This window comes from Rubinisphaera italica, assembly GCF_007859715.1.
Lineage (GTDB): Bacteria > Planctomycetota > Planctomycetia > Planctomycetales > Planctomycetaceae > Rubinisphaera > Rubinisphaera italica.
Window position 1 is genome coordinate 5,821,097 of sequence record NZ_SJPG01000001.1, and the last position, 20,689, is coordinate 5,841,785.

Here is a 20,689-nt window from a genome sequence, read left to right on the forward strand (position 1 = left end):
CTAGATAATTCATTCCCTAACTCTTCTACCCTTGTCCCTCGACTCTAGACCAATAGCCCTAGACCCAAAATGATCTCCAGATTCCTATTCCTGACAGCTCTCATCATTGCGGTGATGTTGTGCGCGGTGGAATTCGAGCGGGAATATCGGGAATTGCAGACGATTCGTACGCGCCAGGTGTTTCAGAAACAGATTCTGCTCGAACAGCAATCTCAACTTCGACTCGAACTCCAGCAAATCACTCAGCCTGATGAACAATGACCGATGAACCAGCGGGTGGCGGGGGCGCTCTCAAAGAGAAGCCCCCGAATCGTTGAACTTCCGGGGACTTCCGCCAACGCGGAGCGCCCCAGCCACCCCTGTTGATCCGAGTTCCAGATTATTAGCAATGAAGCAAATAATCCGGTTTCCATTTGGAATAGAGTTTAGAATCCAATGACCGATGAACCGGATCCTTCGATTTCGCTGCGAACCAGCCGTCTGAAAATCCTTTCGGCTGGTGTGGTGCTTCTCTGGGGGCTGATTGTCGTTCATCTGATTGGCCTGCACTGGACCCAGTCTCAGCGTATGAAATCGCGAGTCGATCAGCAGCAGACTCTCGTCGAAACCATTCGAGCTCGTCCCGGCGATATTCTTGATCGTAACGGCCAACTATTGGCGACCAGCATCGATACCGAAAGTCTGTATGCTGTCCCGCGCCGGATTGATAATTTCAAGACGTTTGCGGAGACGATCGCTCCCCTCATCAATCGCGATGCTGATGAACTCCGACTGCAACTTGAATCGCAGAAAGAAAAAGGCTTCTTCTGGCTGGAACGGAGAATCGATCCCAAAGTTGCCGATGATATTCGAGCCTTGGATCTTCCCAAAGAAACGTACGGATTCGACCGCGAATTTCGACGCTATTATCCCAATCAGGCACTAGCCAGTCACATTCTTGGCATGCGCGATATCGATGGCGAAGGTCGCGGCGGGATGGAGCAGAAATATGATGAACTGCTCCGTGGTAAAGATGGCAAACGAACTCTCGTTCGCGATGCCCGGAACCGGGCGATTCATCTCTACGAACATGAAAACGAACGTGTCGAGCACGGACAAACGATACACCTCACTCTCGATATCCAGATTCAAAGGCTCGTCGAAAAACAATTGGACGAGATCATGACCGAATGGCAGCCCATCGGCTGCACAGCCGTCATTTGCGAGCCGAAGTCAGGAGACATCCTGGCCATCGCGTCGCGACCAACCTACAACCCGGCTGATCCCACAACCTTCTCCGATGAAGCCTGGCTCAATCGGGCAGTCAACTGGAGTTACGAGCCGGGCTCGACAATGAAACCACTCATCGTTGCCTGGGCTTTGCAGCAGGATCTCGTTTCCGTCAATTCCCGCTTTCACGGGCATTGGGGCGAGTATCGCATGGGGCCGCGAGTTCTGCACGATTCTCATGCTTACGGCGAGATGTCGCTAGCCGAAGTGCTGATCAAATCGAGCAATATCGGCATGGCTCAAATTGGCGAACGTCTTACAAATTCGGGATTACATCAAGCATTACAACAATTCGGCTTCGGTTACCGCACCGGCCTCGGCTTGCCGGGAGAACTGACCGGGTTTGTCCGTCCGTTAAACCAGTGGAATCACTATTCAACCGGCTCAATTCCGATGGGGCAGGAACTCACCGTCACTCCACTGCAAATGCTGATGGCTCACGCCGCTCTGGCGAACCGGGGAGAATTCCAGCAACCCCGACTCGTGATGAAAGCCGGCCATTCGACTGCCACCGAAAAATCGGCTCAACTCTCGATGCCCTTGATCGATCCGGTCCTCGCCGACTGGGTCATCCGCGATCCGATGCGCCGCGTTCTAACCGAAGGAACCGGCCAGCGTGTCGATGTTGATGGCCTCGACATCTTCGGCAAAACGGGAACCTCTCAGGTGTACGATCCCGAACTCGGAACGTACTCGCCAACCAAAACCGTCTGCTCATTTGTCTGCGGCATTCCGACACAAAATCCCGAATTGATTGTCCTGGTTGCAGTCGATCAACCAACTCAGGGAACCAGCCACTACGGCTCCAACGTCGCCGCTCCGGCAGCCGTCAAAATGCTGAAAAAAGCGTATGGCCTGCGGCATATTGATGTCGCTGAGCAACCCAAAGTGATCCGTTGAAGTGACGATTATATGAACCACGGATGGACACCGATGAGCACAGATTTTCATCGACAATCCTAACCCGAAGCGTCAGCGAGGGGACGGATTCGATCTCATATAAAGACAATGTCTCACTTCAGACGTTCAGATCAACTGATCAAATACTGATCGAACATATTGATAAAACCCTGGTGAAACATCACTCGGCATGCTTCTGCAAACAGAAGACAACACTTCATCAAATGGCTGCGAATGATGTTTCGCCAACGCGGCAGAAATAATGACTGGTGAGCGACTCATTCCCATGCTGCATGTCACCAGAGTCTGGATATCATTTCGGATCAAGCTGATCAGAGATCTTACGGCGATATCCAGATTGAAAAAATCATTTTCACCGCCATCGAGTAACGGAAGACGGATCACAGTCAAGTCGCGAGGGTAATTGAAGATCGGTTCTTCGTATGCCAACAGAAAAACTGCTCGAATATCCAGCTTCCGAATTTCCTGCAGATTTCGAGCATCACTTGCATTTCCGATCCACAGTTTTGAGTCTGGTATGGGGATCATTTCTACCGCTCTAAAACAAATCACTCAATAGTCCAACGGATTTTCAATCGTTGTCGTAATGGTTTATGATTTTCCATGAATAAATTTACAATACTCAACAACGACTCTCATTAGCAAAATTACGACTATTATCGAGCGTTCCCATGCGAGGTCAGAAATCATTAGTATGGGTTTCACTGTATCAATCCTGCCAGATTCTTCCTACAATTCACTTCAATTTCGTTGTTAACGAGAGTGAAAATACCCTAATTATTTGACTGATACTGAGTCTGTATGTCTGCCCATAAACCTGCCTCAAATCCTGAAACCATTGATCTGAAGACACCCTGGCTGGCTGCGTTACTTTCGTGGCTGATTCCCGGGGCTGGTCAGTTGTATCAGCGGCGATATGTGAAAGCCTTTATTTTCAGCTTTTGCATTCTCGGCTCCTTCTTTTATGGCGTCGCTCTGGGTGAAGGGCGTCCCGTCTATTCCGCGTATTACGAGCAGCGGGAAGATCAGATTTTCCGCAAACGGAATTACGGATATCTTTCCCAGGTTCTGCTCGGGATTTCGACAATGCCCGCTCTGATTCAATCCAAGCGGTTCGAAGCTTCTCAGAGTGATACCAGCCTCGAAGGACCATTGAATTCGGCTTTTGTCGGAACAATCACCGGAGAACCAGGTCAGAGTGCAACCGTCTCTGGCACGATTCAACTCCAAAAAGAGCCCGGCATGCTGGGCCCCGAAATTCGAGGAACCTTGTCAGGAACAAACGAGGCAACCGGGGATGTCTTCGCTGTCGATCTCACTGAATTTGAGCCGGGACAGGATCGACTCACACTGGGACCTAAGATCTCAGCCAATCCGCAACGAAAAGTTTTTATGCGGGTCGAGAACGTCACTGCCGGTAATATCGCACCGGGGTCCCGTCTGCTCGGTTATGCAGAGCGGCCGTTCCTGGACTGGTATCAGGTTCCCCTGCAGGATGAAGAACTCCGCGATTTAAATGCCCGTCTCGGCAAACGCTGGGAGCTGGCGATGGTCTTTACCTGGATCGCAGGCTTACTAAATATCCTGTGCATCTGGGATGCCTTCGAAGGCCCCGCTTACGGATTCCGCCCACGCGTAGTTCAGGAAGATGAGCCGAAACCAGCCTCAACTTAAGTGGACCTCTTTTGAGATGATGCAAAACAATCGCGATTCGTCGAAAGCAACACCGGCATGAGTATTCCCGTTTTATTCTATATCTTCCCGATGACAGCCGTCATATCATTGGTTTACAGTGCCAGTCGTTTCGAAGATACGTCCGCAATTCTCCGCAAAGCGGTCCGCCTGTTTGTGCAGATTACAGTCTTCCTGCTCGGTGTACTGTTACTGCTTTATATGCTGACAGTTAATTTGTAATTGCAAACGGTGTAGGTCAGGCACTGCCTGAACTACGGCTTTATCATTGCGTGCAGAGTTTAAGATAACGCCTGTCGACTCGACGATTGATTCCCGATTCGTTACGTTGTTTAGATCGGAACCTGCTGATTTATTAGCATCAACTAAGATCTCAATACGAGCGTGAAATATGAAATCCATTTTGCTTTGCAGTCTCTTCAGTGCCCTTTTAAGTATTTCCTCACTAGCCGAGGCCAAGTCGCCGAATTTTGTCTTCATTCTGGTGGATGATCTGGGCAAGCAGGATCTGGGAATTGAAGGCTCGGAGTTCTACGAAACACCGAATATCGATTCGCTGGCTCAAAAAAGTATGCGATTTGATCGAGGCTACTCGGCCTGTCAGGTTTGCAGTCCTTCCCGGGCCGCCATTCAAACCGGAAAGACGCCCGCCCGTCTGCACATCACCGATTACATTGCAGTCAGACGCAACAATCAACCGGAAAAATGGGGACGGAATACCAAGTTATTGCCGGCTGAATACAAACCCGAATTGCCACTCTCGGAAACAACAATCGCTGAGGCTCTAAAAGAGCAGGGGTATCACACATTTTTTGCCGGCAAATGGCATCTCGGTGGTGATGGACATACCCCTTCTGAACAGGGATATGATGTCAACAAAGGAGGATATCACTTTGGCACGCCGCCGGGGGGATATCATTCGCCCTATAATAATCCCAAGCTGAGCAACGATGAACCGGGATCAGAATTGCCGATTCGTCTCGGAAAGGAAACTGCGAAGTTCATTGAGGACAACGCCAAATCCGACGAGCCCTTCTTTGCCATGCTGTCGTTCTATTCCGTGCATGGACCGATTCAATGCAGTCAGAATCGTTGGGAAAAGTTTCAGGCCAAAGCCGAGAAAATGGGACTGACGAATCGGACCGAGCCTCGATTTCTTCTCGATCGAACGCAGGAAGTTCGACAGGTCCAGGATCATCCCGTTTATGCCGGCATGATGGCTGCGCTCGATGATGCGGTCGGGCTTGTACTGGAATCGTTAAAGAAAAATGGACTGGAAGAGGAGACCGTCGTCATCTTTACTTCCGATAACGGAGGCGTCTCTTCGGGAGATGGGTATGCCACCAGTTGTCTCCCCTATCGCGGCGGTAAAGGTCGACAATGGGAAGGGGGAACCCGACAACCGTTTTACATTTATTGGCCCGGCGTCACGACTGGTCAAAAAACGGAAGTCCCTGCAATCGGCATGGATTTTTATCCGACCATTCTCGATATCGCAGGCATTCCACTCAAGCCAGATCAGCATGTGGATGGTATCAGTCTCGTGCCAGTTTTAAAGGGCAAGTCTGTCGAAGATCGCGAACTGTTCTGGCATTATCCGCACTACGGCAATCAGGGAGGCGAGCCCTCAGCGATGGTTGTCGATGGTGACTGGAAGCTGATTCATTACTTCGAAGATGGCCGAAATGAACTCTACAATATTTCCGATGATATCGGAGAACAGACCGATATTTCCGAGCGATATCCTGATCGTGTCGAGGAACTTTCAGCCTCTCTTAACAACTGGCAGAAGGAAGTGGGGGCAGACTTCCCCAGCCGAAATCAGAAATACAATGAGCAGGCACATGCACGATCCTTAGAGAATCTCGAAGAAAAAGGTCTGCCTCGACGAGAGCAGGAGCATGCGAATTATCTCAAGCCGGACTTCAAGCCGAACGGCGGCTGGTGGGATCAACGAGGCCGGTAAGACGATGACTCCAATTGCCAGTATCATTGAGCACGTTCAACAGATTGAACGGGATGGCTATGCGATCCTCGGCAATGTCTTCTGTGAAGAAGAACTCGCACAGATTCGCAAGCAGATTGCTTCAGCATTCGCGTCAACATCCGATTCCGTTCGGCACCGAAATGGAGACGTGTATGCGGTTCGCAATGTGCTTTCGATATATCCCGCTGCAAGAAGTCTCTGGAAGAAACAGCCCTTATTAAATTTGCTCGAACGGACACTCGGAAAAGAATACGGCCTCGTCCGTGGTTTATTCTTCGACAAACCGCCCATGCAAACCTGGGCCTTGCCGTGGCACAAAGATTTACTCATTGCTGTCCAGCAGGAAAGTGTAAAGTCGGATCGCTATTCCAGACCTCGACTGCGAATTGGAGTGCCCCATTCGGAACCACCGCTGGAGGTGCTGCAGTCAATGTTGACACTGCGGATTCACCTCGATGACATGACCGCCGAAAACGGTCCTCTGGAAGTTTTGCCGGGCTCACATCATACAGGCAAAGATTTTCGCGTGGCCGGTTTCCGAGAAGAACAATTGACCTGCAAATCGGGCGACGTACTTGCGATTCGGCCTCTGGTCGTTCATTCCAGCGGTCGCTCACATCCCGAGACGGACCAACATCGTCGGATTCTACACCTGGAATTCAGCGGCCTGAAAGAGTTGCCCAGCGGCATAAAATGGTGGGAGTTTTATGATTAAGCTGAGACGCCACAATGCCAGGATTCAGCGAGGTTCCTGGGGCAAAGAATAATCGGGGACCGGTAAATTTGCTCCGCTAATCCCGACTGTCATAAGAACACAGAATGAGATGATTGCCATAAAGGCGTTCATCATGCAGAGCAGGATGATCACAGCGCTTATTGGGGAAGCTGGGCGATTTTTCAGTGTCAGAAAGAGCAGATACAGGACAATTGAAAGCCCGATCAGCAGGCCGAGAAAGGGAATGAAGGGCCAGCCAGCATCGGCTCTTCGAAACAGCAGCAGACTCCAGAAACGAAACGCGAACATCAGATTCACCGTCGTGAGGATCGCCATGATCATCACATGCGAAAACGGAGGCTGCGATCGTTCCTGGTTTGCCTGTTGATTCGCCATTATTCGAAGGTACGGGTTTTACATTCGGTTGCAGTTGGGAAGTTTTTGGGAACATCCGTCAAAGTGACTTTGCCAGTTGCCGCCCATTCGGTGCCACGTTGCAGAGTTGTCTGGAAGCCAACGCAGCTCATGGCTGTAGGATCGTGTCCAAGGACGGTATGAAAGACGCGTCCTTTTTTATGTTCGAGAACCATTAGCATCGGTTCGATTTCTCCGGAACCACGCGTTTCGGGATCGGAATAGGCAGTCGCCAGCACGTGCAAATTTCGAGCAGGCCCGCGGAGGCGATCATAAAGTTCGTCTTCACTGTGCATCCATGCAGAAGGCAGTCCTTTCATGATCGGATGATCTTCATCGAACGTCGTCACGACAAATTCGTGTCGGGATCCGTGGCTGCCGCCGTTGCCAGGCGTCTTATCGAGAATCATTTTGTCGTCGCGAAAGCGAATGTAAGGTCCAGATTTCTCATTCCGTCCCCCCCAGCCGCCGACGCCAATCAACAGATTGTATTCCGGCCATTGTGAAAACGCGTTGTTAGCCGCGTGAACAGAAACAAAACCGCCGCCATTCATCACGTATTCGACGAACTCTTTGCGGGTTTGTTCCGGCCACAATTCCCCATTGTAGTTGGAGACGACGACATCGTATTCAGAAAAGTTCGGACGGAAGCCCGATAGATCCTCACCCTTAGCGGGAGATGTGGCCCGATCGACAGTAAACCGATTCGTCGACTCCAGAATGTCAATCAGAATAGGTGAAGTCACTTCCCATTTATGATTGTTCTGGCCATCGACCAGCAGGACGGATAACTTCTTCTCTTCTGCGTGAGAGGTTCCTGTGATCACTCCCAGGCTCAAGCAAATTGCCAAAAGGGAAAGGGCTCGAATTCGCATCGACATATCTGGTTTCCTTGTTGTTAGTGTGGGCAAAAAAACAGCTGCCAGGTAGAACCGGGCAGCTGTCTAAAATTCAGTCATCTTTAGTTAATTTTAAAACAGTACAGTCGAGAACGATCGGCTACATAAATTTTGCCGTTCGCAATTGTCGGGGTACTGTAGATCGAAGAGTCGAAAAGGATCTCAGCGAGAACTTCTTCTTCCTTGCCTTCTTTGAGAACGACGAGATCGCCATCTTCATCGCCCAGAAAGACCTTGCCATCGACAACCATGGGTGAGCCCCAGATCGCTGCGAAGGCATCATATTCCCAGTATTGTTCGCCTGTTTTGAAATCGAGGCAGTGCAGGAAGCCACTCAAGTCTGGTGCGTAGACGAGACCATCGTGAATGGCGACCGTTGAAATTGTTCTGCGATAGATCAAATCTCCCTTTCGGCCTGTGATCGAACCATCTTCATCGACACCACCAAAATGCCAGATTTGTCCGGAATTGGGATTAGGTGCATTTTCTGGTGTGACCGGAGAGACATCTCCTTTTTTCGTCGCATCAATCCGGTAAATGTGTCCGACCCCTTCGCCGTGTTCCGGGTCCTGTCCGACAGAGAGAACAACACTGTTATCAAGGAAAACGGGAGTTGAGATCAAAGCGTTGCGGGTTCCGCGTCCGCCCAGTTCCCATTTGGAATCTTTCGGATTCAAATCGAACTTCCAGATGATTTCACCTGAAGTGATATCGAAGGCATACAACCAGCCATCTCCGCCCGGCATATAAACCTGAGTCACGCCATTGACTTCGCCAATCGCTGGTGAAGACCATTGACCGTGCAGAATCTGATCGAACGGCTCATTCGATTCCCAGACAACTTCGCCAGTGTTCTTATTGATACACAGGAAGCTTGGAGCTCGTGGAGAAGGAATTTCCAGATGAGCTTCATCGACACCATTGGAGGTGACGAGGAACAGATAGTCGCCATGAATCACTGGAGAACTGGTTGCCAGGTTGTGAGGAAAGACTCCGAGTTCCTCAATCATGTCGAGAGACCAGATAATGTCGGCATCCTGTTTCTCATGATCGACTTCTTCGGTGTAGACACCATCGTTTTCGTCATCGAGAAAACCATCAAGATCGAGACACATCACTTCACAGCGGTTCGTTGCCAGATAGACCTTGTTATCTTCTACGAGGGGAGTCGAGCAGATGCCTTGCTCTGGCCAGTCGTTCACGCGTCCCTGAGGAAGTTTTTCGCGAGTCAGCTGCCAGAGAAATTCTCCCGTTTGATCATCAAAGCACAAGACGACTCCTCGATCGCCTTCATGCTGCGGACGATATTCTCCACCATTGTTAGTTCCCACGAGAACTTTGCCATTGGCAACGACGGGGTTACCGTAAGTCTGAGAACCGAGTCGAGCGGTGAAGATCAGATTCTTACCTTCTTCAGCTTCAAGAGCTGGCTCAAAGTCGAGTGAAACACCCGTCGTTTTATTCACCATATTACGGCTTGGATCACCACCCCACATCGGCCAGTCCCCAGCGACAGTTCCTTTTGCGGCAGCTGGTTTTGCATCTGCAGGTTTGCTGTCAGCTTTGGCCAGTTCCATTTTTGGATCAGTCGCTGGCTTAGGCGGAGTCGCTTCAGTTGTAGTGCCTGCAGGTTTGGCATTTGCTTCCGGAGTTTCAGGTGCAGCGACCGGAGGAGTTTTCATTTCCGGCTTGGCAGTACTTTTCTCAGGAGGTGCTGGAGTTTCTGTTGTTGTTTCAGGAGCAGGAGACGCTGTTGCGGGCTTCATTTCCTCTTCGTGTTCGTGGTCGCCGTGGTCGTGGTCGTGATCACCATCATGGTCATGGTCTCCTTCTTCATGATCATGATCGTGATCATGATCATGGTCTTCCATGCCTTTATCGGGATCGCTCGCAACAGGTTTCGGCTTTTCCTGGCAGCCGCTGCTCCAGACTGTCAGTGAGGCAAACATAAGCCCCAGTGCAAGTCGGTAGGAAATGGTTTTCCAAGACCATTGAATCATGAGTATCTTCCTTTTGAGTAAGATTCGGCCCCCTTGCATTTGATGAAAGGGGAGAGCCGGTCATATTTTATGAGTTGAGTATTCTTGGGTGATTATTCTTGAGTCACAGAAACATTGTCGATCATCGAATCGGCCATCGAATAGATGTAAATCCCCGGGCTGCCATTTTCATTCGGATGAGGATCGATCGCTTCAATAGTCCACTCGGTTGGTTCCTCTTTATCGCGTTCCCAGACCTTACCCAGCACGTGAGCCTCGCCGTCTTTGATTTCGACTTTGCATTTCATCGTGTACCAGACGTCGGGATCGGACCGGAATTTTTCTTCCTTGGCCATCCGCAGGTGAGGTGCCCAGCTTTGTATGGCGACTTTGCCATAATTCCCTTTAAGGATGAAGTTGTAACGCTGGACAGTTAGCCCAATACCTGGCAACTGACGACGGGATTCCTTCATCAGGACATCCGCCTGCATCGTATACCCGGTCATTTCTGGTGGACCCAGCCACATATAAACAGAAGGACGACCTTTATCAGTAGAATTGATCATCGCAGTCTGACCATCCACTTCAAACGGCTTCAACTTGAGGAAAGAATTCACCCAAGTCGCGGGAACTTGTTTTTCTTTGTAACCTTCAAAATCCCATTTCCAGTTGCCTTCGGGGAAATAGCGGACGCGAGCGGTCGTGGTTAAATCGCCGGCTTTAGCAGTGACAAGTCCAGACTGCTCCTTGTCAGCTCCTTCCAGAACCAATTTACTTCCCTGAGCCTTGGCGGCGGTCAGTTTCTCGTCTGGAGTCAATTCAAAATCGAGCGTCTTCAGGAAGACACCGTTTTTGTTATAGGCTCGCAGTTCGTAATCGATCGAACCGCTGCCTGTTACGCGTGCTTCGTAAGGAATCAATCGCAGAGTTGCGACTTCTTCACTGCCGCTATCTTCGGCGGCTAACTCAGGAACGGGATCGGAAGTGACTTCATGATCTTTCTTGCCCACACAGATCAATCGATCGCGAGTGCAGAAATAAATTTTCCCATTGGCGATCGCCGGTGATCCATAAATTTCGTCGTATCCATTGCCTTTGGTGGCGAGTAACTGTGTATGAAATAGCTTCTCGCACTTTTCGCGACTCGGCTTGAGGATATGAATGTTTCCATTCACTTCCATGACATACAGCTTGCCATCCGCCCAGACGGGAGACCCTTTTCCAACAGTTCCAATTGAGTATTCCCAGAGGATGTTACCGTTCTTGGAATCGAAGGCAGTCAGCTTTCCGGTATCTGTTACGACGTAAAGAATGCCATCTTTCACGAGCAGACTGGCGTATCCAGCTTTGATGTCATTAACACGCCAGACGGAACCTGACTCTGTAATGTCGCCAGTCTTTGAAGCATCGAAACATTGCACACGACCAAATTCAATCGTGTCGATGTTGTCTTCCCCATTGGAGATATAGACGAGATTGCCGTCTGCAACCGGTGAAGAATTCAAACCACGCTTAGAGAGTTTGGCTCCCCAGATCGGTTCACCAGTTCGAGCATTGATTCCGTAGATCCCGCCATCAGCGTTTCCGGCGATCAGCATCCGCTGGCCATCAATTACGGTCACAATTGGACAGGAGTAGTTTGTATCGAGTGGAGCCCCACCAGGAGCAGAAACCCATTGCAGAGCACCGGTCTTTTTATCGAATGCATAAAAACTTTGTTTCGGTGGGGGAGCAGCTGTTTTTCCCCAGTTCAGACAAAGAAAACTGACGATGACACGATCTTCATCGATAATGGGTGTATGAGTCCGTCCGCCGTAGCCGGAGATCTTTCCGAATTCTTCAAACAGTGAATACTGCCAGAGGACTTTTCCATCGGGATTGTAGCACTTGAAAATTCCGCTGACCGAATGCACATAAACATTTCCGGTTTCAGGATCGCCGACCATTGAAGCCCAGCCGACGCGAGGGGCAGGAATGTCTGTCTGGAAAACGTTGAACACATCTTTCCAGAGAACTTCGCCCGTCTCAGCATCCCAGCAGACAACCTGTTCACGAGCGTGAACTTTTTCAACGGGGTCGGTCACATCGTCATTGGTTCGGCAGTTTAAATAGACGCGACCGTTGATCACGATCGGTGTCGAGCGTCCCCCAATTTCCGATTCCCAGAGCACATTTTCGCCCGTTTCAAGATCGAAACTGCTTGGTAAATTGGTTTCGCGGGAAATCCCGTTCATTTCCGGGCCACGCCAATGGGCCCAATCGCCAGCGTTCAGCGTTGTCGCGAACACCAGACACAGGGTAAGTCCTGTCAGGTGTGTTAACTTCATAACCTATTCCTTTGCGTATGGTTTGGAATCGAGGTGTCATTCATGAGGCTGACATCAACTGGACTTGCTTACCAGCGACTTTAATCGGCAATACGAGATCAGTTGATGTAGATATGCAGGTTTATTGAGTTTACGCATCCCATCATCGCTTGTAAACGATCCCCGCAATTCCAGAGGGGAAACGTTCCTGAAAATGGGTCAAAGAAGACAAATCGAGCCAGTCATGGCACAGTTTATTCACGATCATTGTGCGTCAGCACAGAGAGTGTTCGAACCAACCCCTGTCAACTGGTGGGTTTGTGATATTCCTACATACGTTATCAGCCTCACAACCGATGGAAGCGAAATTTCCCAAAACGTCAGTCGCAAAACAGTCATATCCGCTATCGCTCTCGGCTTTTGGGTGCAGTCGTCATTGCATAAGAGTTTCCACTCCATGCGAAACGATCAGCAAGTCGATGAAAGAGTAGGAGTCATACAAGCACGAAGCGCAAGCGAGTGTGTTGAGTTTAGGTTCCGGACACACTCGCTTGCGCTTCGTGTCTTGTAAAATTCTGTAACAAATTAAACAAGTAATTAAGCAATTTCCATGTCAGCAAAAAAAACAACAGACACAGACGCACCGCGCGGGTTCTTCCGTCGCTGGAGAAGCTGGTTGTACGATCCTCGCGTGATTGTCGGGTTGATCATCTTGTGTGCTGCGCCGTTTCTGGGAAATCTGTTGAGCAAATCCGGGACAGATTTCACCACTCTGCCCGAATATCAGGTCGACCGCCGTACAATTCAGCTGAAGGAAGTTCCCGAATATCTGCCAGTAGATCTGCTCGAAAGAACCTGGCAGCGAGCAGGGCTGGGGCAAACATTTTCCATACTCGAACCTGATTTGGCAGAACGCATTGGCCACGCATTTGAAGAATCTCCCTGGGTTCGCAAGGTGATTCAGGTTCGGCTGCAATACCCGAACCGAATCGATCTCGAACTGGAATATCGCCAGCCTGTCGCTCTTGTGCAGTTACAGCAAGGTTTTTATCCCGTCGATCGCGATGGCATTCTGTTGCCGTCGATGGACTTTTCTGTCAAGCAGCTAGACGGCTATCCGGTTATCGAAGGAATTGAATCTGTTCCTCGCGGAACTGCTGGAAACCACTGGGGAGACTTATCGGTCTGGGGAGCAACGCGATTAGCCGAGATGTTTCTGGCTGAAAGTGAGAATGGTTCACTGTGGGATCGTTATCAGTTTGTAAAAATTCGTGTCGATGGAAGAGCTGCTGCTCAGGCACAGACCGTCGAAGAATTGCATCAGGTTGCCTATCGGCTGATCACGAAAAAAGGGAGTGAAGTGATCTGGGGCGTTGCTCCGGAAGTTCCCGACCCGACTGAGCCGAATGCCGAAACAAAAATGAAACGGCTCGAAATGTACCTCCGGGACTTCGGCGGTCTGCAAACGGCTCAGGGACCGGTCGAAATTGATCTTCGCCGCTGGAAAGATATTGCGCGACGCTCACTGCCTCAGCAAGGTGTGACGAGATAAACACGCTTAGTTCAGACTTTAATTGATATATAAGAGTGGGTAATGTAAGTCGATCTGCTTCGTCAACCTTTCGCATAACTCCCTGAAGTCTTTCCCATGTCAATCACACAAGCCGATTTCCGAGCCGTTGGTGACAGGGAATTGCCGCTAAAAACGCGGCCCGATCTTCGCATCGAGCGGATCGGCTATCAGGGGACTGGCTACTGGATAGTAAAAGACCCCGTCGCACTTCGTTATTACCGCCTGACTCGCGAACAGCATCAGGTTCTCGATTCGATGCGTGAGTCGAATACGCTCGAACAGATTCATGAGGATCTGCAGCGGGAAAATCCTTCGATTCCCGTCAAACTCTCCGATGTCCAAAACCTGCTGGCCGATCTTCATGAGAAGAATCTGCTGTATACGACTCGACTTGGGCAGGGGCGACCGCTACTTGATCTTCACAAGAAAAACACCCGCAAAGAAATTCTGCAAACGCTGCAGAATTTCTTGTTTCTGAAACTGCCGGGCTGGGATCCCGAGCGAACGCTCAATCTGATTTACCCCTTCTTCAAGTGGATGTACTCCACCTGGGCGGTCATCATGGTCGTCGCACTGGCCTCAGCCGCTTTGCTGCTGGTGGGCGTTCAGTTTGAAGAATTCCAGAGTAAGCTTCCCGAGTTCCAGCAGTTCTTCGGCTGGCCGAACTTGCTCTATATGTATTTGGTGATTGCTGGAGCCAAAGTCATCCACGAATTTGGCCACGGCTTGACCTGTAAGCATTTTGGTGGTGAGTGTCATAAAATCGGCATGATGCTACTCGTCTTCAGTCCGACTTTATATTGCGATGTCTCCGACAGTTGGATGATGAAAAACAAATGGCATCGCATCTGGATTGGTGGAGCCGGGGCTTATATTGAAGTCTTTCTCTCCTCGCTGGCCGTCTTCGGCTGGTGGTTCTCGCAGCCGGGGATGTTCAATTATCTCTGCCTGAACCTGTTCTTTGTGACGACAGTTTCGACGGTTATCTTCAACCTGAACCCACTCATCCGTTTCGACGGTTACTACATGCTGAGCGATTATCTGGAGATTCCCAATCTCAAGCAGAAAGCCGACAAAGCGTTAATGAAGGCGTTTGCCTGGTACTGCCTGGGCATTCACATGCCGGACGATCCATTTGCACCCGATCGAAATCGTCACTGGTTCATCCTGTATGCAGTCGCCTCCTGGATTTACAAATGGGTGCTCGTCTTGAGTATTGCCCTGTTTCTTTACACATGGATGAAACCATACGGTTTGCAGAATCTGGCAGTAAGCCTGACGGCGATGTCACTTGGAACAATGATTTATGGTTTGGGAAAATCGCTTTACCAGATCCTGTCGATGCAGAGGAACGAACCGATGAGCAAACTCAAGATTGCGTTTTCCACATTGGTCTTCGCAGGCCTGATCACCTGCCTGATGATGATCCCGGTCCCCTGGTGGATCCATTCGAGCTTCACGCTGGAGCCGTATCAGGTTCAGCACGTCTATTCGATTTCTCCCGGCGAACTTCAGGAAGTAAAAGTCCAGCCTGGCGAAGAAGTCGAAGCTGGAGATATTCTCGTTTTGCTGAAGAATGAAGAACTGGACGATCAACAACGCAAAATTCAGACGGAACTCGAAACTTCGCAAGCCATGCGAAAAACAGCCGTCGCTTTGAACGATCCCGATGAACTCCGCATGTCGGAGGAACGAATCTCCTCTTTGACCGATCAACTCAATCAAATCAACGATCAGATTAAACACCTGACAATCCGCGCTCCTATTTCCGGCAAAGTCATAGCCGCCGAGTCGAAACCGGAACCGAGGTTGAGCCCAACTGCGAAGCCTGAGCTTCGAACCTGGTATGGTACAATTTTCGAGGAGCGAAATCTTCAGGCCTATCTCGAACCAGCCACACATGTGCTGAGCATCGCTCCCAGTCAAGAGATGCAGGCGGTTCTGCTGGTTTCTCAGGATGACCGCAACGAACTCGACTTGGGCACCCCGGTTAAACTGCGTTGCTATCACCTGCCCGATCTGATTTTTGATGGCTCGATTACAAGTATCGCAGATCGCCAAAGCGATTTTGCTCCCCGCCAACTCTCCAATAAAAGCGGCGGAGACCTGGCAACCGTCACCGACAATGAAGGCCGGGAACAATTGACGGAACTGGCCTATCAGGCAACCGTCAAACTGAACGAGCAAACCGACCTGATGCGAACCGGCTTGAGCGGACGAGCGATGTTTATCGTCGATAAACGCTCCGTTGGCGGCTGGATTTGGCGCTATCTCCGTCAGACCTTTCACTTCAGGCTTTGAATTCCACAGAATTTCCACTCGGGAATTGATAATCTTTTGCCCAGCTGTCATAGTGATTTCTTGATATGACGAAACGTGTGAGTCGCCATTCGTCCCAGCCTGAAATCCCTGCCGAGGAGTATGACAGCATGCATTGCGGAAAAAATGCATCTTTAATCTGCACAATCACTTGTTGTGTTGTCCTGACATTGAGTTCCCCACTTCAGGCCGAAAACTGGCCAAGTTGGAGAGGTCCGACTCAGAATGGAATCTCCACGGAAAAAGGGATTCCGACCGAATTCGCAGGGGAAGAAAACAAAAACGTCGCCTGGAAAGTTGCTCTGCCGGGACCAGCCGGTGCGACACCGGTCGTTTGGGGAGATCGCATTTTTCTCACTTCACCTGTCGTCGAATATTTTGTGAATGAAGATGGAGTTAAAGCTCCCAAGGAACAACCTCAGCCGTTAATGCTGATGTGTTTTGATACGAGTGGCAAAGAACTTTGGAGCCGTCAGATTGCAGAAAGCGATCAAACCGCTCGTGGAGATGAAGGCAACGCCGCGTCTCCTTCTCCCGTGACCGATGGCGAACATGTCTGGTCCTTCATGGGGACTGGCGATCTGGCTTGCTTCGATTTTGAGGGTAACGAAATCTGGAGCTTCAATGTTCAGGATCGTTACGGCAAGTTCGATATCCAGTTCGGCATGACCTCCACTCCCGTTGTCGAGGGTGACTATCTTTACATGGCCATTCTCCACGGCTCCATGAGTTCTGGAGAAACCGGATATGCGAAAATCATTCGGATCAATAAACGAACCGGCAAAGCTAATTATGCCGTCGACCGTCCCAGCGAAGCAACTTACGAAAATACGCATTCCTACGCCTCACCAATTTTGTATCAGGATGATCATCAGAAATATCTGATCGTCCATGGCGGCGATTACACAACCGCTCACCATCTTGAAGATGGGTCGGAAATCTGGCGAGTAGGGGATATGAACCCCGAAGAGAACTACAACCGCTACCTGCGATTTGTTGCTTCTCCTTCATATGGAGATGGCGTGGTTGTTTGCCCGACAGCCAAGAACGGCCCCGTCGTCTGTGTCGATGCGAACTCCAAGGGCAATGTCACCCACAACAAGAAGTTCGAATTATGGAGAGCCGACAAAACGACCGATGTCCCATCTCCATTAGTGCATGACGGTCTCACTTACATTTGCCGTCAGGATGGAAACGTCTTCTGTGTGGAATCTCGTTCGGGGGAAGAAGTCTATCCTCTCCAGAAAACGCATCGCCAGCGACACCGCGCTTCGCCAATTCTGGTCGATGGACACATCTACCTGACCGCTCGAGATGGCCGCATCACAGTATTCAAAACCGGCAGGGAGTTTGAAATTGTTGCCGAAAACAATCTGGGTGAAGACATGTCATCCTCACCAGTCGTCTCCAACGGCGTCATGTACCTCCGCTCCTTCGGCCACTTGTGGGCAATTAAGAAGTAAGTGCTATAATCTTCTCTACTACAAAAATGGGTGCCTACTTTCATCGTGCTATTCATAACAATGGGGCGACCCGAGCCAGTTATGGCTCGGGTGGGTGTGGTTCGGTAACGACCATTTTTGCATTTTGCGCACAGTAATCGTGACAAAACCCGAGTCATGACTGACTCGGCTCGCCTGCTATGTGTTATCATTCAAACTCCTTGGCGTCTTGGCGGTTCAAAACAAATCACGGTTGATCCGTGAGAAAACTTACTCCTATGTTTCAGTTCGCCCTCCAGAATGTTCTCAGTAAACCGGTTCGCACCAGTTTAGCGGTGATCGGCATGACAGTTGCCATTATGGGCATGGTTGGCCTGTTTTCGATCGCCGAAGGACTTGATCAGGCCGTCGGCAATACGCTCGATCGTGCTCCCGGTTTTGTGGCGATGCAACGGGGCGCCCCGATCCCGCTCTTTTCTGCTTTGCCGAAATCCTGGGTGGAAGAACTCGAGTCGATTCCTGGAGTACGAGCCGTCAGCCCGGAATGCTGGGCTCGGGCGAATGTGATTGATGGTCAGGTTGTTGTCTCGCCGCCGCGACTGTTGTGCGGTTCGGATATTGTCCGTCGCGATCAAATCGAAACGGGCATTTATCGCGACGATATTGTACAGGGTCGCTATTTGAATCAGGATGACCTTAACTCATTCAACTGCGTTGTGAGTTTGCCGATAGCCGAGCAATACAACAAAAAGGTGGGAGATCCTGTCGAAGTGAACGGCAACGAGTTGAAAATCGTCGGCATCTACCATACCGGCTCCATCCTGCTCGATGTCGCTATCATTATCGACGATAACACCTTCCGCAAAATGACTCGCTTCAACGAGGAAACCGTTTCCAGTTTCTATATCGAAAAAACAGACGACATTTCCGATGATGAGTTAATCGACCGCATTCAGGATCATTTCCGAGGACGTGGTCCCTCTGCCTGGCAAGGTTCGATGCTGATGAGCAGTCCCGGCCAGAATCCTCTGAGCGAACTGGTCAAATCGATTGATCGATTCTTAAAACAAGGATCAAAGCCGACTTCTCCTCCTGCGACTCAACCAAAGAAAACCCCAATTGATTCTTCAAATCGCTCGCACTCTGAAACCAAAGTTGCTGACGATCCGATGGAAGTGCGTCTGGCAACGGATTGGGCCGGCCGCTTCGAAAAATTTGCTGAAGATCTCGATATCGCTCTCGGATTGCTCACCAGTCTGGGCATCATCATCGCCGTCGTCAGCGTCGTCAATACGATGCTTATGTCCGTTTCCGAACGGATGAGCGAATTTGGAATTCTGCGAGCCAATGGCTGGAGCAGACTCGATCTCGTCAAACTGATTGCCTGGGAAAGTTTCATGCTGGGTCTCACCGGCGGTCTACTCGGTTGCGGTATCGGCTGGGGACTCACGCTCCTCGTCAATGCCTCCTTCCCCGCCAAATTCGAACTCTACGCCAGCCCCCAACTCCTCATTTCCTCACTCCTGTTCAGCTGCCTCCTCGGCATCATCAGCGGCCTTTACCCCGCCATCTGGGCCGCCCGCATGAGCCCCATGGACGCCATCCGCCGCAACTAGCGAGCGTTCCGCTCGACCGGGGGCAGTCACTTTGACGCACAGGGAACGTAAGTTACCTTAGTTTGCTCCTGCAGGACGCGTTATTTATTTATGCAAGCACGAAGCGCAAGCGAGTGAGTCATGTTCGAAAGTGAACCTGATTTCGATCTTGTTGTCTGCTCAATCTTAACCCGAAGCAAGAGTTCACACGTGCCCCTCGCTGACGCTTCGGGTTAAGAACATTTCCGAGTAACATACAATTGAAACGAACGAATATTTATCAAGGTGAGTCACATGGCATTTCCCAGCAGCAATCGTGGACAGTGGGCTGGTCGGCAGCAAATTGGATATCTAATGCAGCAGGGGGTCGATTATCCCAATTGTCTTTCGCTGGCAGCCGGGCTGGTCGATTACGATACCTTTCCAGCCGATCTGGTTTTGCAGGCAACTCAGAAAATTCTGACCGATCCTGCTCAAGCTCGCGCCTCGCTGCAATACGGCACCACACCCGGCTCACTCGAATTGCGTCGGCAGTTGTTGAAGCATCTGGCCAAACTGGATGGTGTGTCACAGGAAAGTGAAGCCGGTTCGATTGATCAGCTGCTGATCACGACTGGTTCACAGCAGTTTCTGGATCTGGTCAGCCAGGCGGTTCTCAACCCTGGTGACATCTGCCTCGTGACTGCTCCGAGTTATTTCGTTTACTTGAGTACACTCGAAGGGATCGGCGTCGAACTTGTCTCCGTCGATTGTGATGATCAGGGCATCATCCCCGCTTCGCTGCAGGAAACCTTGGAGCGATTGGAGCAAGCCGGAAAGTTGCCTCTCGTGAAGATGCTGTATCTCGTCAGCTATTTTGACAACCCCCGCGGCATCACAATGCCATTGAATCGTAGGCAGGAGGTTCTGGAGATTCTCGAACGCTGGTCTGCCAAACAGTATTTGTATCTGTTGGAAGATGCCGCCTATCGCGAACTCTGGTTTGAAGAACCGCCGCCTCAATCGATTTACAGTCTCGATCAATCCAAAGAACGTGTGATCTATACACAAACATTTTCGAAATCACTTTCACCCGGTTTAAGAACGGGTTTCGGCCTGCTTCCCAAAGCTCTGGTGAAACCGGTGACCGATCTCAAATCAATCCACGACTTCGGCTCCCCTCATTTCTCACAGTTTGTTGTCTCTGAATTATTATCCTCCGGACAATACGAACAGCATGTGAAGAAGTTGAGAGAATCGTATCGGGAGAAATCGCAGGTCATGTGGAATGCAGTGTCAGACTCGATCCTGACTTCTGATCTCGCTCACGCTGAGCAACCGGGTGGAGGATTGTATGTCTGGCTCAAACTGGATGATAAAGTCTGCGACACACGATTTTCCCAGCGACTGTTCCGCGATGCTGCAGAGAAACATCATGTCATGTTCGTGCCTGGAGAATTGTTTTACAGTGATCCAAGTCATCCCGATGCCAATCTAACCATGCGACTCAGCTATGGCGTTCAGACCCAGCAGAAACTCAAGGAAGGCATCGAACGACTCGCCAACGCCATCGCCGAAGTTCGCAAGTGAGAATGAAAT

The 20,689-nt window shown here is 50.4% G+C and carries 16 protein-coding genes; 11 read left to right on the forward strand and 5 right to left on the reverse strand.

The window, feature by feature from the left end; all coding sequences use genetic code 11:
• Positions 1–69 precede the first annotated feature (69 nt).
• Together Pan54_RS22160 and Pan54_RS22165 are read left to right on the forward strand one after the other, a co-directional pair.
• The gene (locus tag Pan54_RS22160; protein WP_146505633.1) at positions 70–261 is read left to right on the forward strand and encodes a hypothetical protein; all 192 of its coding nucleotides are present in this window, start codon (positions 70–72) and stop codon (positions 259–261) included.
• Between the two features lie 174 nt (positions 262–435).
• Positions 436–2,169, forward strand: coding sequence for a peptidoglycan D,D-transpeptidase FtsI family protein (locus tag Pan54_RS22165; protein ID WP_146505634.1), 1,734 nt, complete (start codon positions 436–438; stop codon positions 2,167–2,169).
• A gap of 126 nt (positions 2,170–2,295) precedes the next feature.
• Here the strand turns inward: Pan54_RS22165 and Pan54_RS22170 are convergent, their stop codons facing one another.
• Entirely contained in the window at positions 2,296–2,718 is a 423-nt protein-coding gene (locus tag Pan54_RS22170; protein ID WP_146505635.1) for a dual specificity protein phosphatase family protein, read from the reverse strand.
• A gap of 273 nt (positions 2,719–2,991) precedes the next feature.
• Here Pan54_RS22170 and Pan54_RS22175 point away from each other — a divergent pair, with 273 nt between their 5' ends.
• The 4 genes from Pan54_RS22175 to Pan54_RS22190 all read left to right on the forward strand — a co-directional run bounded on the left by Pan54_RS22175 (position 2,992) and on the right by Pan54_RS22190 (position 6,584).
• Complete coding sequence (locus Pan54_RS22175; protein WP_146505636.1) at positions 2,992–3,864, forward strand: DUF6677 family protein; 873 nt, start codon at positions 2,992–2,994, stop codon at positions 3,862–3,864.
• Between the two features lie 57 nt (positions 3,865–3,921).
• Complete coding sequence (locus Pan54_RS22180; RefSeq protein WP_146505637.1) at positions 3,922–4,104, forward strand: hypothetical protein; 183 nt, start codon at positions 3,922–3,924, stop codon at positions 4,102–4,104.
• A gap of 169 nt (positions 4,105–4,273) precedes the next feature.
• The gene (locus Pan54_RS22185; RefSeq protein ID WP_146505638.1) at positions 4,274–5,848 is read left to right on the forward strand and encodes a sulfatase; all 1,575 of its coding nucleotides are present in this window, start codon (positions 4,274–4,276) and stop codon (positions 5,846–5,848) included.
• The gene (locus Pan54_RS22190; protein ID WP_146505639.1) at positions 5,784–6,584 is read left to right on the forward strand and encodes a phytanoyl-CoA dioxygenase family protein; all 801 of its coding nucleotides are present in this window, start codon (positions 5,784–5,786) and stop codon (positions 6,582–6,584) included. Before Pan54_RS22185 ends, Pan54_RS22190 begins: the two co-directional genes overlap by 65 nt.
• A gap of 24 nt (positions 6,585–6,608) precedes the next feature.
• Here the strand turns inward: Pan54_RS22190 and Pan54_RS22195 are convergent, their stop codons facing one another.
• From Pan54_RS22195 to Pan54_RS22210, 4 genes are all read right to left on the reverse strand, one after another.
• The gene (locus Pan54_RS22195; protein WP_146505640.1) at positions 6,609–6,980 is read right to left on the reverse strand and encodes a hypothetical protein; all 372 of its coding nucleotides are present in this window, start codon (positions 6,978–6,980) and stop codon (positions 6,609–6,611) included.
• Positions 6,980–7,879, reverse strand: coding sequence for a ThuA domain-containing protein (locus tag Pan54_RS22200; protein WP_242631398.1), 900 nt, complete (start codon positions 7,877–7,879; stop codon positions 6,980–6,982). The genes Pan54_RS22195 and Pan54_RS22200 overlap by 1 nt, the downstream gene beginning before the upstream one ends.
• An 80-nt stretch (positions 7,880–7,959) precedes the next feature.
• Positions 7,960–9,897, reverse strand: a complete 1,938-nt coding sequence (locus Pan54_RS22205; RefSeq protein ID WP_242631399.1) for an outer membrane protein assembly factor BamB family protein — start codon at positions 9,895–9,897, stop codon at positions 7,960–7,962.
• A gap of 92 nt (positions 9,898–9,989) precedes the next feature.
• Positions 9,990–12,203 carry a PQQ-binding-like beta-propeller repeat protein gene (locus Pan54_RS22210; RefSeq protein ID WP_146505641.1) on the reverse strand — a complete coding sequence of 738 codons (2,214 nt, stop codon included), beginning with the start codon at positions 12,201–12,203 and terminating at the stop codon, positions 9,990–9,992.
• Between the two features lie 589 nt (positions 12,204–12,792).
• Between Pan54_RS22210 and Pan54_RS22215 the strand changes: the two genes are divergently transcribed.
• The 5 genes from Pan54_RS22215 (at position 12,793) to Pan54_RS22235 (ending at position 20,680) form a co-directional block, all read left to right on the forward strand.
• A complete protein-coding gene (locus tag Pan54_RS22215) occupies positions 12,793–13,734 on the forward strand; it encodes a cell division protein FtsQ/DivIB (protein ID WP_146505642.1) in 942 nt (313 codons plus the stop codon).
• A gap of 96 nt (positions 13,735–13,830) precedes the next feature.
• Positions 13,831–16,056, forward strand: coding sequence for a biotin/lipoyl-binding protein (locus Pan54_RS22220; RefSeq protein WP_146505643.1), 2,226 nt, complete (start codon positions 13,831–13,833; stop codon positions 16,054–16,056).
• Between the two features lie 128 nt (positions 16,057–16,184).
• Positions 16,185–17,537 carry an outer membrane protein assembly factor BamB family protein gene (locus Pan54_RS22225; protein ID WP_146505644.1) on the forward strand — a complete coding sequence of 451 codons (1,353 nt, stop codon included), beginning with the start codon at positions 16,185–16,187 and terminating at the stop codon, positions 17,535–17,537.
• Between the two features lie 257 nt (positions 17,538–17,794).
• Positions 17,795–19,132 (forward strand): ABC transporter permease, encoded by a 1,338-nt coding sequence (locus Pan54_RS22230; protein ID WP_146505645.1) that lies wholly within the window; start codon positions 17,795–17,797, stop codon positions 19,130–19,132.
• A 273-nt stretch (positions 19,133–19,405) separates the two neighbouring features.
• Positions 19,406–20,680 (forward strand): aminotransferase-like domain-containing protein, encoded by a 1,275-nt coding sequence (locus Pan54_RS22235; RefSeq protein WP_146505646.1) that lies wholly within the window; start codon positions 19,406–19,408, stop codon positions 20,678–20,680.
• The last annotated feature ends 9 nt before the right edge of the window (positions 20,681–20,689 follow it).

Excerpts from the sequence above, each read along its gene's own strand:
- Pan54_RS22195 (WP_146505640.1), bottom strand. The coding sequence starts at position 6,980 with ATGGCGAATCAACAGGCAAACCAGGAACGATCGCAGCCTCCGTTTTCG.
- Pan54_RS22170 (WP_146505635.1), bottom strand. The coding sequence starts at position 2,718 with ATGATCCCCATACCAGACTCAAAACTGTGGATCGGAAATGCAAGTGAT.
- Pan54_RS22160 (WP_146505633.1), top strand. The coding sequence starts at position 70 with ATGATCTCCAGATTCCTATTCCTGACAGCTCTCATCATTGCGGTGATG.
- Pan54_RS22185 (WP_146505638.1), top strand. The coding sequence starts at position 4,274 with ATGAAATCCATTTTGCTTTGCAGTCTCTTCAGTGCCCTTTTAAGTATT.
- Pan54_RS22180 (WP_146505637.1), top strand. The coding sequence starts at position 3,922 with ATGAGTATTCCCGTTTTATTCTATATCTTCCCGATGACAGCCGTCATA.
- Pan54_RS22190 (WP_146505639.1), top strand. The coding sequence starts at position 5,784 with ATGCGAATTATCTCAAGCCGGACTTCAAGCCGAACGGCGGCTGGTGGG.
- Pan54_RS22205 (WP_242631399.1), bottom strand. The coding sequence starts at position 9,897 with ATGATTCAATGGTCTTGGAAAACCATTTCCTACCGACTTGCACTGGGG.
- Pan54_RS22230 (WP_146505645.1), top strand. The coding sequence starts at position 17,795 with ATGTTTCAGTTCGCCCTCCAGAATGTTCTCAGTAAACCGGTTCGCACC.
- Pan54_RS22210 (WP_146505641.1), bottom strand. The coding sequence starts at position 12,203 with ATGAAGTTAACACACCTGACAGGACTTACCCTGTGTCTGGTGTTCGCG.
- Pan54_RS22200 (WP_242631398.1), bottom strand. The coding sequence starts at position 7,879 with ATGTCGATGCGAATTCGAGCCCTTTCCCTTTTGGCAATTTGCTTGAGC.
- Pan54_RS22220 (WP_146505643.1), top strand. The coding sequence starts at position 13,831 with ATGTCAATCACACAAGCCGATTTCCGAGCCGTTGGTGACAGGGAATTG.
- Pan54_RS22165 (WP_146505634.1), top strand. The coding sequence starts at position 436 with ATGACCGATGAACCGGATCCTTCGATTTCGCTGCGAACCAGCCGTCTG.
- Pan54_RS22235 (WP_146505646.1), top strand. The coding sequence starts at position 19,406 with ATGGCATTTCCCAGCAGCAATCGTGGACAGTGGGCTGGTCGGCAGCAA.
- Pan54_RS22225 (WP_146505644.1), top strand. The coding sequence starts at position 16,185 with ATGCATTGCGGAAAAAATGCATCTTTAATCTGCACAATCACTTGTTGT.
- Pan54_RS22215 (WP_146505642.1), top strand. The coding sequence starts at position 12,793 with ATGTCAGCAAAAAAAACAACAGACACAGACGCACCGCGCGGGTTCTTC.
- Pan54_RS22175 (WP_146505636.1), top strand. The coding sequence starts at position 2,992 with ATGTCTGCCCATAAACCTGCCTCAAATCCTGAAACCATTGATCTGAAG.